Origin of the sequence: Pseudomonas sp. B21-021 (assembly GCF_024749205.1) — a bacterium.
Lineage (GTDB): Bacteria > Pseudomonadota > Gammaproteobacteria > Pseudomonadales > Pseudomonadaceae > Aquipseudomonas > Aquipseudomonas paraglycinae.
This window is the reverse complement of sequence record NZ_CP087192.1, coordinates 1,764,368-1,777,439: the sequence shown is the minus strand read 5'-3', so window position 1 is coordinate 1,777,439 and position 13,072 is coordinate 1,764,368. Positions and strand designations below refer to the sequence as shown.

General features: G+C 61.9%; 15 protein-coding genes. All 15 read right to left on the bottom strand.

The window, feature by feature from the left end; all coding sequences use genetic code 11:
• Positions 1-2: 2 nt before the first annotated feature.
• The 15 genes from fliQ to fliF all read right to left on the bottom strand — a co-directional run bounded on the left by fliQ (position 3) and on the right by fliF (position 13,068).
• Positions 3-272: a flagellar biosynthesis protein FliQ gene (fliQ, locus tag LOY31_RS07970; RefSeq protein ID WP_007951951.1), complete on the bottom strand. Its 270-nt coding sequence runs from the start codon at positions 270-272 to the stop codon at positions 3-5.
• Entirely contained in the window at positions 269-1,027 is a 759-nt protein-coding gene (gene fliP, locus LOY31_RS07965; protein ID WP_039765605.1) for a flagellar type III secretion system pore protein FliP, read from the bottom strand. The genes fliQ and fliP overlap by 4 nt, the downstream gene beginning before the upstream one ends.
• Positions 1,027-1,485, bottom strand: a complete 459-nt coding sequence (gene fliO / locus LOY31_RS07960) for a flagellar biosynthetic protein FliO (protein WP_007951949.1) — start codon at positions 1,483-1,485, stop codon at positions 1,027-1,029. Before fliO ends, fliP begins: the two co-directional genes overlap by 1 nt.
• A complete protein-coding gene (gene fliN, locus LOY31_RS07955) occupies positions 1,486-1,944 on the bottom strand; it encodes a flagellar motor switch protein FliN (RefSeq protein ID WP_007951948.1) in 459 nt (152 codons plus the stop codon). It abuts the gene before it with no gap.
• Positions 1,945-2,001: 57 nt separating this feature from the next.
• A complete protein-coding gene (fliM, locus tag LOY31_RS07950; RefSeq protein WP_003222890.1) occupies positions 2,002-2,970 on the bottom strand; it encodes a flagellar motor switch protein FliM in 969 nt (322 codons plus the stop codon).
• 9 nt (positions 2,971-2,979) lie between these two features.
• Positions 2,980-3,483: a flagellar basal body-associated protein FliL gene (gene fliL, locus LOY31_RS07945; RefSeq protein WP_007951946.1), complete on the bottom strand. Its 504-nt coding sequence runs from the start codon at positions 3,481-3,483 to the stop codon at positions 2,980-2,982.
• 209 nt (positions 3,484-3,692) lie between these two features.
• Entirely contained in the window at positions 3,693-5,060 is a 1,368-nt protein-coding gene (locus tag LOY31_RS07940) for a flagellar hook-length control protein FliK (protein WP_258713083.1), read from the bottom strand.
• Between the two features lie 105 nt (positions 5,061-5,165).
• Complete coding sequence (locus LOY31_RS07935) at positions 5,166-5,513, bottom strand: Hpt domain-containing protein (RefSeq protein WP_007951942.1); 348 nt, start codon at positions 5,511-5,513, stop codon at positions 5,166-5,168.
• Positions 5,514-5,543: 30 nt separating this feature from the next.
• Positions 5,544-7,247, bottom strand: coding sequence for a fused response regulator/phosphatase (locus LOY31_RS07930; protein ID WP_258713082.1), 1,704 nt, complete (start codon positions 7,245-7,247; stop codon positions 5,544-5,546).
• 5 nt (positions 7,248-7,252) lie between these two features.
• Positions 7,253-7,552: an STAS domain-containing protein gene (locus LOY31_RS07925; protein WP_007951938.1), complete on the bottom strand. Its 300-nt coding sequence runs from the start codon at positions 7,550-7,552 to the stop codon at positions 7,253-7,255.
• Positions 7,553-7,653: 101 nt separating this feature from the next.
• Complete coding sequence (fliJ, locus tag LOY31_RS07920) at positions 7,654-8,103, bottom strand: flagellar export protein FliJ (protein WP_085605789.1); 450 nt, start codon at positions 8,101-8,103, stop codon at positions 7,654-7,656.
• A gap of 6 nt (positions 8,104-8,109) precedes the next feature.
• A complete protein-coding gene (gene fliI, locus LOY31_RS07915; protein WP_085605786.1) occupies positions 8,110-9,468 on the bottom strand; it encodes a flagellar protein export ATPase FliI in 1,359 nt (452 codons plus the stop codon).
• Positions 9,458-10,264 (bottom strand): flagellar assembly protein FliH, encoded by an 807-nt coding sequence (gene fliH, locus LOY31_RS07910; protein ID WP_258713081.1) that lies wholly within the window; start codon positions 10,262-10,264, stop codon positions 9,458-9,460. The genes fliI and fliH overlap by 11 nt, the downstream gene beginning before the upstream one ends.
• 4 nt (positions 10,265-10,268) lie before the next feature.
• Entirely contained in the window at positions 10,269-11,288 is a 1,020-nt protein-coding gene (gene fliG / locus LOY31_RS07905; protein WP_007958288.1) for a flagellar motor switch protein FliG, read from the bottom strand.
• On the bottom strand, positions 11,281-13,068 hold the full coding sequence (gene fliF / locus LOY31_RS07900; protein ID WP_007958290.1) for a flagellar basal-body MS-ring/collar protein FliF: 1,788 nt from the start codon (positions 13,066-13,068) through the stop codon (positions 11,281-11,283). The genes fliG and fliF overlap by 8 nt, the downstream gene beginning before the upstream one ends.
• Positions 13,069-13,072: the final 4 nt, after the last annotated feature.

The window sequence follows — 13,072 nt, the reverse complement described above, 5'->3', positions numbered from 1 at the left end:
GCTTAGCCGATGACCATCGGAATGTTTTTGTACAACTGCGTGATGTATTCCATGAACGTCTGCACCAGCCATGGGCCGGCGACGATCAGCGTTACCAGCATCACCAGCAGACGCGGCAGGAAGCTCAGGGTCTGTTCGTTGATCTGGGTGGCGGCCTGGAACATCGACACCAGTAGGCCCACCAGCAGACTCGGTACCACCAGGATCGCCACCATCATGGTGGTCAGCCACAGGGCTTCGCGAAAGATGTCGACCGCTACTTCTGGCGTCATGGCGATACACCTCCGAAACTGCTGGCCAGGGTGCCGATGATCAGCGCCCAACCATCCACCAGCACGAACAGCATGATTTTGAACGGCAGGGAAATGATCAGCGGCGACAGCATCATCATACCCATCGCCATCAGCACGCTCGCGACCACCAGGTCGATGATCAGGAACGGGATGAAGATCATGAAGCCGATCTGGAACGCGGTCTTCAGTTCAGACGTCACGAACGCCGGCACCAGAATCGTCAGCGGCGCAGCATCCGGAGTGGCGATGTCGGTGCGTTTGGACAGGCGCATGAACAGCTCCAGATCGCTGGAGCGGGTCTGGGCGAGCATGAAGTCCTTGATCGGCACCTGAGCCTTTTCCACCGCCTGCTGGGCCGTCAGCTTTTCCGCGAGGTACGGCTGCAAGGCATCGTTGTTCACGCGATCGAACACTGGCGCCATGATGAACAGCGTCAGAAACAGCGCCATGCCGGTGAGGATCTGGTTCGACGGCGTCTGCTGCAGGCCCAGGGCCTGACGCAGGATCGAGAAGACGATGATGATCCGGGTGAAACTGGTCATCAGGATAACAGCGGCCGGAATGAAGCTCAGCGCCGTCATGATCAGCAGGATCTGCAGGCTGACCGAGTACTCCTGCGCGCCCTCGGCGTTGGTGCCCAGGGTGATCGCCGGGATCGACAACGGATCGGCGGCGAATGCCAGCGGCGCGGCCAACATCAAGGCCAGGGTCAAGACGATGCGCAACGCACCCATTACTTCTTATCCTTCTGATCCTTGCCGAGGATCTTCAACAGATGCTGGGCAAATTCCGGAGTCGCTTTGTCGGCGGTGCTCGGCACCTCGACCGGCTCTTTGAGCACGTGCAACGCAGTGATGGTTCCGGGGCTGAGGCCGAGCAGGATCTGCTCGTTGCCGACCTGCACCAGCATCAGACGGTCACGCGGCCCGAGCGCGCGGGAACCGATCAGCTCGATCACCTGGCCCTTGCCGGCGGGACCTGCCTGCTGCACCCGGCGCAACAGCCAGGCGAGGAAGAAGATCAGGCCCAGCACCAGCAACAGGCCCAACACCAGTTGCGTCAGTTGACCCGCCACGCCGCTGTTGACGGCCGGCGCAGCTGCCGCCGCAGTGGTCGCCACCGGCTCGGCCGCCAGCACGCTGAACGGCAAGGCCAGCGCCAGACCGAACAAAGCCCCCAGAACCTTTTTCACTCAGCGCAGCTTCTTGATGCGTTCGCTCGGGCTGATCACGTCGGTCAGACGGATGCCGAACTTTTCGTTGACCACAACCACTTCACCGTGAGCGATCAGGGTGCCGTTGACCAGTACGTCCAGCGGCTCGCCGGCCAGACGATCAAGCTCGATCACCGAACCCTGGTTGAGTTGCAGCAGGTTGCGAATGTTGATGTCGGTGCTGCCCACTTCCATCGAGATCGATACCGGGATGTCGAGGATCACGTCCAGATTCGGACCGTCGAGGGTCACCGGGTCGTTGTTTTTCGGCACGCTGCCGAACTCTTCCATCGGCAGACGGTTGGAGCTCGAAGCACCAGCATCGGCGGCCAGCAGCGCGTCGATGTCGGCCTGCCCGGCTTCACCGGTTTCTTCCAGGGCGGCAGCCCATTCATCGGCCAGTGCCTGATCGTCCTGGGTGTTCATATCGTCGTTCATCATTTGTCCTCGGCGGGCAAAAAACCGGTAAAAGAATCAGGGAGTGAGGGCGCCGCTTCAGCGGCGCTCGATCGGCTCGATAACCTGCAACGCAAGGTTGCCTTTGTGTGAGCCCATCTTGACCTTGAAGGCCGGCACGCCGTTGGCGCGCATGATCATGTCTTCCGGCATCTCGACCGGAATCACGTCACCCGGCTGCATGTGCAGGATGTCGCGCAGTTTCAACTGGCGGCGGGCCACGGTGGCACCGATCGGCACGTCGACGTCGAGCACGTCCTGGCGCAGGGCGTTGACCCAGCGTTCGTCCTGGTCGTCGAGGTCCGACTGGAAACCGGCGTCGAGCATTTCGCGCACCGGCTCGATCATCGAGTACGGCATGGTCACGTGCAGATCGCCGCCACCGCCGTCGAGTTCGATGTGGAACGTGGAGACCACGATCGCTTCGCTCGGGCCGACGATGTTGGCCATGGCCGGGTTCACTTCCGAGTTGATGTACTCGAAGTTGACTTCCATGATCGCCTGCCAGGCTTCTTTCAAATCGACGAACGCCTGCTCCAGCACCATGCGCACCACGCGCAGTTCGGTCGGGGTGAATTCACGCCCTTCGATCTTGGCGTGACGGCCGTCGCCGCCGAAGAAGTTGTCCACCAGCTTGAACACCAGTTTGGCGTCGAGGATGAACAGCGCGGTGCCGCGCAGGGGTTTGATCTTGACCAGATTGAGACTGGTCGGCACGTACAGCGAGTGCACGTATTCGCCGAACTTCATCACCTGTACGCCACCGACGGCAACGTCCGCCGAGCGGCGCAGCATGTTGAACATGCTGATGCGGGTGTAGCGGGCAAAACGCTCGTTGATCATTTCCAGAGTCGGCATGCGTCCACGGACGATGCGATCCTGGCTGGTCAGGTCGTAGCTTTTGACACTGCCGGGTTCGGCAGCGTTATCGGTCTGTACCAGACCATCGTCGACGCCATGCAACAGCGCGTCGATTTCATCCTGGGACAGCAGATCCTGCACGGCCATGTCGTGTTCCTACTGCAGTACGAAATTAGTGAAAAGCAACTGTTCGATCACCACTTTGCCCAGCTCTTTCTGCGCCACTTCCTGGACGCTGGCTGTGGCCTTCTGGCGCAACATCTCTTGACCGACCGGAGTCGCCAGCGTGGCGAAATCCTGACCGGAGAAGAGCATCACCAGGTTGTTGCGGATCACCGGCATGTGCACTTTGAGCGCTTCCAGATCGGCCTGATTGCGCGCCAGCATGGTGATGCTCACCTGCATGTAGCGCTGACGGCCGTTCTGGTTGTAGTTGGCCACGAAGGCCGGCGCCATCGGCTCGAAAATCGCCGGTTGCTTGCCGACCGGTGCCGCTTCGGCGGCCGCCTCGGGCTTGCTCTGCGCACTGTGCATGAAGAACCAGGTCGCCCCCACAGATGCGCCGATGGCCAGCAGCAACCCGAGCACGATCGCAATGATCATCTTGAGTTTGCCTTTGGTTGCGGGGTCTTTTACTGCTGCAGCTTCGCTCTTCGCCATGCCAATAATCCGTCACTAATCGGGTTTTCACAGTCGCACGGCAAGGCAAGAGCAAGTGTTATGCCAGAAGTGTCGGAGCATCGTGGAGAGCACCACAAACCAATGTGGGAGCGGGCTTGCTCGCGAATGCGGTTCAACATTCAACAGATGTGTTGTTTGTCTTACCGATTTCGCGAGCAAGCCCGCTCCCACAGGAGTACAGCGTAGTGTCAGGCGTAGTAGTCGACGGCGCTGGAGCCGATCACGTGAGTGGCCGTGGCCGCCGCTTCAGCCACGGCGGCCGGCGTCAACTCTTCTTCGGCCGAATCCAGGCGACCGCCGGCTGCACTGGTGCGACCGCCCTGCCCCTGTTGCGCCTGTTCCTGGCCCTGACCCTGACCCTGCCAGCCACGGTTCTGGTCGGACACGTTGACGTCGACCTGCCCCATGCCTTGCTGGTTGAACATGTCGCGCAGGCGGTGCATCTGACCGTCGAGGGCTTCACGCACGCTCGGGTGCGCGCTCATGAAGGTCACCTGGGTCTGCTGGTCCGGGACCATGTTCACCCGGATATCCAGACGCCCCAGCTCGGCCGGTTGCAACTGGATGTCAGCCGCCTTCAGGTTGTTGCTCGACAGGTACATGACCCGGTTGACCACTTCCTCGGTCCAGCCGTTCTGGTGCATGGCAATCGGCTGGTTCACCGGCACCGCGTTGGCGGTTTTCGGCGTGGCAGCCTGGGTCAGCGCCGCCAGACGGTTGGCGAAATCATCCACGCGGGTGTCGCTGGTGGCGGTCTTCAGGTCTTTCAGGCCGTCATCGATCAGACCGCTGAACGCCTTCTCACCACCCTGACTGGTGCTGTCCTTGTCAGCCTGCACGTCGAGCATGCTGGCCATGCCGGCAGCGAAGTTCTGCGCCGAGGTCAATTCGCCGTCAGCCTGAGTCTGGGCCGGGGTGGCTTTGGGCTGGGACTGGCTGGAAGCGGAAATGTGGCCACTCTGCTCCATGGCCATGCGCACGGCAGGCAGCGAATCCAGCGGATCCGCCTCGGGGTCGAAAGCAGGATCAGTGGTCGGCGCCGGATCCTTGACCATACCCGGCAATGCCGCCACGGCTGGCTTGTCGGTTTCAGGTTGCGCGGCGGTCTCGACAACGGGGGTGGCTACTACCGGTGCGGTAACGACGGGCTCTACCGCTGCCATCAGCGCCGGATCCACCGGTGCCGTGTCGACAACAGGAGTCGGTGCGGTATCGGCAGTCTCATCATCAGTAGCGGTCTTGTCGTCCGCTGCCGCCGTCGCCGGTTTGTCGGCGGGCAAGGCTTTGCCGCTATCGGCAACCGCCGGCTCCGGGGCGGCAGACTGATCCTTGCCGAGGTCTTTCTTGCCGCTGTTGTCGGCGACCTTGTCACGGGCAGGTTTTGCCGAATTGTCGACGGTCACCGAGGGCTTGTTCGGGCCTTGATCGGCGAACACCTGAGCGAAGCTGGAGGCCTTGTCCCCGGGCTCTGCGGCCACTGCCGATGATTTGGCCGAGGCAGCTTGCGCCTTGGCCTGGGCGGCGGTCTGAAGAAGAATGTTGGGGCTTGCAGGCATGGCACGGTCTCCGCTGCACTGGGATCGTAGGTACAGTTGGGATAGATGACTGCAAGTGCCGGGCCAGTTTCGTCAGAATTCCGACAAAACCGCCCGGCGGCAGAATCAGTGCGTCAGCGAGCGCTGCCGCTCGGCGACATAAACGGGCCGCACATCGGCGAATTCGCTATGGATGTCGGCGACCAGTTTGATGATTTCAGAAGGGCTTTTGTCTTTGGCATGCTGTTCCAGCTCCTGGCACAACACCGCGAGACGGGTCGCGCCCATGTTGCTGCTGCTGCCCTTGAAGCTGTGCGCTACGGAAGACAATGCGTCGGCATCGGCAGTCTGCTGCAACTCCCGCAGGCGATTTTCGGAATCGGCGAGGAACGTATCCAGCAGTTCCGGATAGCTGTCTTCCATCACTTCCCGCAGCGCGCTTAGCGCCTCGTGGTCCACATGTGTATCAGCCACTTGTTCACTCCTTGATCAAGAATGCGCGGATTATGCCAGAGCCTCCCAGAAAAACTCCACGCGAGCACTGCGACCATCGTCTGACCAGCTGGCATTACGCGCCAATTGCCGGATCAGGCTGACGCCGCGCCCCGACAGGCGGACACCGTCGAGCGGCCGCGCCATCACGCGCGAGACATCAAATCCCTTGCCGCTGTCTTCGACCCGCACCACCAGACAACCGCCCTCGCCTTCCGGCCGCACTTGCAAATGCACGCGCACGTAACCGTCCTGCAAGGCCTCGAGACGCGCATTGCGCTGCTCGTAATAACGGGCGAAACCCGACGCATCGCGCTTGAGGCTCGAATCCAGTCCCAGCACGCCATGCTCCAGCGCGTTGGAATAAAGCTCGGCCAGCACGCTGTACAGTGCGCCACTCTGCGCCCGCAAGCCATGCACCTCAAGCAGCAACTGCAACAGATAAGGCAACGGGTTGAAGCGCTTGAGCGTGGCACCGCGAAATTCGAAGCTCACCGACCAGTCCAGCGGACAGGACTGGCCACTGTCGGAATACACCGGCGCCGATGGATTGACCTGCGCCATCTCCAGCAGGCTGACTTCGACCATGCTCACATCGTCCCGGGCCTCACCGCGAAAGTCCTGCAACGCCTGCTCGATTTCCTCGAACAGCCGATCCGGCTGGTGATTGGCGGCGAACACCTTGTGCAAGCGCTCGACACCGAACAGCTGATCGTTGGCATCGCAGGTGTCGATAACCCCATCGGAGAGCAGGAACACCCGATCGCCCACCGCCATCGAGTGAACCTCGGTGCGGTCATCGAAGGTCTGCGGGCTGAGCACCCCCAACGGCAGGTGGCGTGCCGCCAGCGGTGTGCGCTCCCCGGTGGCGAGGCAATGCAGATAACCGTCGGGCATGCCGCCGTTCCAGACTTCCACCGAGCGCCGCTGAAAACTCAGGCACAACAGCGTCGCGCAGCAGAACATGTCCACTGGCAGGATGCGCTTGAGCTTGGCGTTCATTTCCCGCAGGGTTTCGGCCAGACCGTAACCCTTGGCGGTCATGCCATAGAACACCTCGGCCAGCGGCATGGCGCCGACCGCCGCCGGCAAACCGTGACCGGTGAAGTCACCGAGCAACACATGCATGTCGCCGGCCGGGGTGTACGCGGCCAACAGCAGATCGCCATTGAACAGCGCATAGGGTGATTGCAGGTAACGGATGTTCGGTGCGCTCAGGCAGCCGGAATGCGCGACCTTGTCGAACACGGCCTTGGCGACCCGTTGCTCGTTGAGCAGATACTCGTGGTGTTTGGCAATCAGGTCGCGCTGCTGAAGGACCGTGGCCTGCAAACGGCGCAAGCGATCCATCGCCTTGATTTTGGCGGCGAGGATCACCTGGTTGTAAGGCTTCGCCAGAAAGTCGTCACCGCCGGCCTCAAGGCAACGGGCCAGGGCTTCACTTTCCGTCAGCGACGTGAGGAAGATGATCGGCACCAGGTTTTCACCCGCCAGCTTCTTGATCTGGCGTGCGGCTTCGAACCCGTCCATCACCGGCATCATGGCATCCATCAGCACCAGATGCGGCTTTTGCCGGATAAACGCCTCGACTGCCTCCGCACCGTGGGTGGCCGTCAGCACTTCATGCCCCTGACGACGGACGATGGTCGACAACAACAGCCGGTCAGCGGCGCTGTCTTCGGCAATCAGGATCGTCAGCGGCTCTTGCGGCTGCATGGCCGTCAACTGATGTCGAACAGTTTGTCGAAGTTGGAGATGGCGAGGATTTTCTTCACGTCGGAGCTGCTGTTGACCACGCGGATTTCCGAGTCGTCACCGCCGACATGATCACGCAGCAGAAGCAGCATGCCGAGCGCCGAACTGTCGAGATAGGTCGCCTCTTTGAGGTCGACAATCACCGATTCGGGCTGCTCTTTTTCGTAGGATTGGCGAAATTCCTGATGCTTGGCGAAATCGAATCGCCCCTTGACCGAAATCGTCAGTTTTTTCTTGTCCGGAGAGACTTCTGTAACGACTGACATGTACTGGCTTCCTTGTCATTGACGAACTTGTACAAGGTTTAGCACTTGGAGGGGCCATGGGCAAGGCGCGATGGCGTCGGGATCTGTGCGAGATCTGCCCGTCAAAACACCTCGTGGCGCGGCAAACGCTGAGACAACTCGTCCAGCAGCTTCTGTTCGCGCTTGTCTTCGGCGCGCTGCGCTTCATCCAGATAACGTTGTACAAGCTTGCGCAGACCTTCGACCCGGGCGAATGCCTGCTGCCAGGCATCGCGGGCCTTGTCCAGATTGTTCTGGTGCCATTGCAGACTTTGACGCTGTTGATCGACAGCGGTGTCGAGCTGCGCCAGAAAGCCCTGAAAACCCAGCAACCATTGCCCGGAAACGCCCGTGCTGCCGCGTACGATCCACTGCTCGGAGTAATCCAGACGAAAGGCATGCAAGTCGGCGAGTTTGCTCTCGGCCACTTTCACCTGACCCTGAAAGTAACCCAGGCGTTGCACGGCGGTTTTCTCGGCCTTCTCGGCCATGTCCACCACCGGCGCCAGACGCGCGGCTCGACTCAGGGCCATGACCGGTTACCCGCCGGCCGCCGGGGCGAAAATCGTGCCGAGATACGCTTCGCTTTCACCCAGGCTGATGTTGTCGTTGAGGCCCTGACGCAGATACCTGACCAACTGCGGCTGCAGGTTGATGGCAAGGTCAGTCTCGCGATCACCGCCAGCGACATAGGCGCCGACGCTGATCAGGTCGCGGCTCTGTTGGTAGCGCGACCACAGCTGCTTGAAGTATTGCGCACGCTGCATGTGTTCCGGCGACACCACCGCCGGCATCACCCGGCTGATCGAGGCTTCGATATCGATGGCCGGGTAATGACCTTCCTCGGCCAGCCGCCGGGACAATACGATGTGCCCGTCGAGCACACCCCGCGCCGAGTCAGCAATCGGATCCTGCTGGTCATCACCTTCGGACAGTACGGTGTAAAACGCGGTGATCGAACCCCCGCCCTTCTCCGCATTACCGGCGCGCTCCACCAGTTTCGGCAGTTTGGCGAATACCGACGGCGGATAACCTTTGGTCGCCGGCGGCTCGCCGATGGCCAGGGCGATTTCCCGCTGGGCCTGGGCGAAACGGGTCAGCGAATCCATCAGCAACAGGACATTCTTGCCCTTGTCGCGGAAATACTCGGCGATCCGCGTGCAGTACATCGCCGCGCGCAGACGCATCAGCGGCGCATCGTCCGCAGGCGACGCCACCACCACGGAACGCTTGAGGCCTTCTTCACCGAGGATGTGCTCGATGAATTCCTTAACTTCTCGACCCCGCTCACCGATCAGGCCAACGACAATGATGTCGGCCTCCGTGAAGCGGGTCATCATGCCGAGCAACACCGACTTACCGACACCGGTACCGGCGAACAGACCCAGACGCTGACCACGTCCGACCGTCAACAAACCGTTGATGCAACGGATGCCGACGTCCAGCGGCACGCTGATCGGGTCACGGTTGAGCGGGTTGATCGTCGGGCCGTCCATCGGCACCCAGTCTTCGGCCTTCATGCCGCCCTTGCCGTCCAGTGCACGCCCGGCGCCGTCCAGCACCCGACCGAGCATGCTCATGCCCATCGGCAGGCGACCGGTGTCGGCCAGCGGCACCACGCGGGCGCCCGGGGCAATGCCGGCCACGCTGCCGACCGGCATCAGGAACACTTTGCTGCCGGAGAAGCCCATGACTTCGGCTTCAACCTGGGACGGGTGATAGGTGTCGTCGTTGATCACCATGCAGCGGGTGCCCATGGCGGCGCGCAGGCCTTCGGCTTCAAGCGTCAGGCCGACCATGCGCAGCAGGCGCCCTTCGAGAATCGGCGCACCGGCGATTTCGGTGGCCTCGGCGTAGGTGCTCAGGCGCTTGGCGAAGCTGGTGCGTTCAAGGCGCATCGGGGGCGTCCGCGAGCGGCTCTTCTGCGACCGGGGCCGGTTTTGGCGACTCCGGTAAGTCGAGGCTCAGGTCCGGCGCGGCCGGGTGCAAGGCCTGTTCGTGCAACTGGTCGAACAGCTTGGCCATGACCTGGCTGACGCGGGTTTCGATGCTGGCGTCGATCCGGCTGTGGTCGGTCTCGACCCGGCAACCGCCCGGCAACAGGGATTCGTCCTCGACGATGCGCCAGGTTTCCTCATGACGTTCGCGCAGGGCTTTGACCTGTTCGAAATCCTGTGGATTGACGTACAGCCGCACATTGCCCACGCCCAGCGGCAACAGCTTGAGGGCGTCGCGCATGACGTGTTCGATCTGCGTCGAGTCGATGGCCAGCTCGCGCTGAATCACCTGTTTGGCGATGTGCTGCACGAGGTCGACCAGCGACTTTTCGATGTGGGTGTCTTGCTCGGCGATGGGCTCGAACAGGTGGCCCATCAGTTGCTCAAGGCTGTCGACCTTGGCCGTCAGGACCACTTCGGCTTCCTGACGCACCTTGAGGGTAGCGCTGTGGAAGCCTTCCTTTTCGCCGATGGCGAAGCCCTCGTTGTAGGCCTCCTGACGGATGCTTTCGAGTTCTTCCAAAGTCAGTGGCTGGACTTCTTCCAGCGGCACTTCTTCCATTTCCGGCGGTTCAGGCTCCGGTTCCGGCTCGGGTTCCGGTGCCGGCGGATCGAAGCTCGGGATTGCCCAGGTTTCGAAACCGCGGACGTCCCGGGCACGGATCAGGTCCGTCACATCGTCGTCATGCTTGTCCATGGGCTTAGATCATTTCCTCGCCGCCCTTGCCACCGAGCACGATTTCTCCGGCTTCGGCCATACGGCGGGCGATGGTGAGGATTTCCTTCTGCGCGGTCTCCACGTCGCTGACGCGCACCGGGCCCTTAGCCTCGAGGTCGTCGCGCAGCAGTTCGGCGGCACGCTTGGACATGTTTTTGAAGATCTTTTCCTTGACGCCTTCGTCCGAACCCTTGAGGGCCAGCACCAGCACGTCGGAGGACACTTCGCGCAACAGCGCCTGGATCCCGCGGTCGTCGACATCGGCCAGGTTGTTGAACACGAACATGAGGTCTTCGATCTGACCGGACAGGTCTTCGTCGACTTCGCGGATCGAGTCCATGAGCTGGCCTTCGATCGAGCTGTCGAGGAAGTTCATGATGTCCGCCGCCCGCTTGATACCGCCCAGGGTGGTGCGCGAGGCGTTCGAGTTGCCGGAGAACTGCTTCTCGAGGATCTGGTTCAATTCTTTCAGCGCGGCCGGCTGCACGGTGTTCAACGACGAGACGCGCAGGATGATATCCAGACGCACCTTGTGGTCGAAGTTGCCCAGCACTTCACCGGCCTGATCCGGATCGAGGTACGCGACCACGATCGCCTGGATCTGCGGGTGCTCGTAACGGATCACGTCGGCAACGGCGCGCGGCTCCATCCATTTCAGGCTGTCGAGGCCACTGGTGTTGCCGCCCAGCAGAATGCGGTCGATCAGGCCGTTGGCCTTGTCTTCACCCAGGGCCTGGGTGAGCATTTTGCGCACGTAGTCGTCGGAGCCGACGCCCAGGCTGGTCTGGTCGCCGACGATGTCGACGAACTCGCTCATGACCTGCTCGACCTGCTCACGGTGGACGTTGCCCATCTGGGCCATGGCCACGCCGACTCGCTGAACCTCTTTGGGGCCCATGTGGCGCAGCACTTGTGCGGCATCGGTCGAACCCAGGGACAGCAGCAGAATCGCGGCTTTATCGACCCGGGACAGTTTGGCGACGGCGGCTCGGTTATCACTCATCTGCGTTAATCCACTCTTTCACGACCTGGGCCACACGACCCGGGTCTTCTGCCACCAGACTCTTGATTGCGTTCAACTGAGCGTCATAACCCTCGCTCGGGCTCGGCAGCAGAATGCTGGTCGGGCCGCCGAGGCTGACACGATCGTTGGACAGTTCACCATCCAGACCGCCCATGCCACCGAGTTCCATGTCGCCGCCCAGGCCGGCCAGCTCCTTGCTTTTGCCGCCACCGGTGATGTTGTTGAGCACCGGACGCAGCACGCCGAACACCAGCACCAGGATGAACAGCACACCCAGCACTTGTTTGACGATGTCCCAGAACCATGGCTGGGAGTAGAACGGAATGTCGGCGATCACTTCGCCGCGCTCGGCGGAGAACGGCATGTTGATCACGCTGACGCTGTCGCCACGGCTGGCGTCGAAGCCGACGGCGTCCTGTACCAGACGAGTGAAGCGCGCCAATTCGTCGGCGCTCCACGGTGCACGGGTCGTTTCGCCGTTGGCCGGGTTGATCTTGACCTGATCGTCCACCACCACCGACACCGACAGGCGATTCAGGCGACCCTGCTGCTGTTTGGTGTGGCTGATGGAACGGTCGAGTTCGAAGTTCTTGGTGGATTGTTGACGCTTGTCCGCCGGGTACGGCGCGAGCATCGGCTGGCCGGTGGCCGGGTCCATGATCTGCTGACCGTTGGCATCAACCAGTGGCTGGCCAGGCTGCACCATGCTCGCCGGGGCGGCTGCGCCACCGGTGGTTTGCGGCGCCGAAGCCGGCGACGGTGGCTGGTTGCTCAGGGCACCCGGCACACCTTGCGGGCCATTGCTGGCGGTGCGTTGTTCGTTGACCGACTGTTCGCTGCGCAGGGCCGGTTGATCCGGGTTGAACTGTTCGGCGGTCGATTCGACGGCACTGAAATCGACGTCGGCCGATACTTCAGCCTTGTAACGGTCGTTGCCCAGTACCGGTTGCAGAATGTTGTGCACGCGCTGGGTGAGCATGCTTTCCATGCGGCGGCTGTAGTCGAACTGCTTGCCGGCCATGGTCATTTCGGAGTTTTCCGCCTGATCCGACAGCAGGTTGCCCTTCTGGTCGACGACGGTGATCTGCGATTTGCTCAGCTCGGGAACGGAGGTTGCCACCAGATTGATAATGGCAACGACCTGGCCTGGCTCCAGCGAACGACCGGAGTACAGCTCGACCAGTACCGAAGCGCTTGGCTTGCGTTCGTCACGCACGAACACCGAACTTTTCGGGATCGCCAGGTGAACGCGCGCGCCCTTGACGTTGTTCAGGCTGGAAATGGTGCGGGCCAGTTCGCCTTCGAGACCGCGACGATAACGGGTCGCTTCCATGAACTGGCTGGTGCCCAGACCCTGTTCCTTGTCGAGGATTTCAAAACCGATGTTGCCGTCGCTGGGAGTGACACCAGCGGCCGCGAGCTTGAGCCGCGCACGGGACAGGTCATCGGCCTTGACCAGCAAGGCGCCGGAATTAGGTTCGACGGTGTAGGGAATGTCGGCGGAGGCCAGGGTGTCCATGACCTGCTTGGCGTCCATGCCGGCAAGGCTGCCGTACAGAGGCCGGTAGTCCGGTTGCTGCGACCACAGCACCACGGCAAAGCCAATCGCCACGCTCGCGGCCAGGCCGACCAACAGGCCCACCTGACGCAGCACGGTCATCTCGGAGAGGTTTTCCAGGAAGGACAGGCCGAACAGCGGCGGTTTGCCGTCTATCGGGGTGGCCTTGGCCGGAACGTTATCGGCGACTGCTTCTGCCATGACT

Coding starts and splice junctions, on each gene's coding strand:
- fliG (WP_007958288.1), bottom strand. CDS start 11,288: ATGAGTGATAACCGAGCCGCCGTCGCCAAACTGTCCCGGGTCGATAAA.
- fliP (WP_039765605.1), bottom strand. CDS start 1,027: ATGGGTGCGTTGCGCATCGTCTTGACCCTGGCCTTGATGTTGGCCGCG.
- fliM (WP_003222890.1), bottom strand. CDS start 2,970: ATGGCCGTGCAGGATCTGCTGTCCCAGGATGAAATCGACGCGCTGTTG.
- fliQ (WP_007951951.1), bottom strand. CDS start 272: ATGACGCCAGAAGTAGCGGTCGACATCTTTCGCGAAGCCCTGTGGCTG.
- fliN (WP_007951948.1), bottom strand. CDS start 1,944: ATGAACGACGATATGAACACCCAGGACGATCAGGCACTGGCCGATGAA.
- LOY31_RS07940 (WP_258713083.1), bottom strand. CDS start 5,060: ATGCCTGCAAGCCCCAACATTCTTCTTCAGACCGCCGCCCAGGCCAAG.
- fliL (WP_007951946.1), bottom strand. CDS start 3,483: ATGGCGAAGAGCGAAGCTGCAGCAGTAAAAGACCCCGCAACCAAAGGC.
- fliH (WP_258713081.1), bottom strand. CDS start 10,264: ATGGACAAGCATGACGACGATGTGACGGACCTGATCCGTGCCCGGGAC.
- fliI (WP_085605786.1), bottom strand. CDS start 9,468: ATGCGCCTTGAACGCACCAGCTTCGCCAAGCGCCTGAGCACCTACGCC.
- fliF (WP_007958290.1), bottom strand. CDS start 13,068: ATGGCAGAAGCAGTCGCCGATAACGTTCCGGCCAAGGCCACCCCGATA.
- LOY31_RS07930 (WP_258713082.1), bottom strand. CDS start 7,247: ATGCAGCCGCAAGAGCCGCTGACGATCCTGATTGCCGAAGACAGCGCC.
- LOY31_RS07925 (WP_007951938.1), bottom strand. CDS start 7,552: ATGTCAGTCGTTACAGAAGTCTCTCCGGACAAGAAAAAACTGACGATT.
- fliJ (WP_085605789.1), bottom strand. CDS start 8,103: ATGGCCCTGAGTCGAGCCGCGCGTCTGGCGCCGGTGGTGGACATGGCC.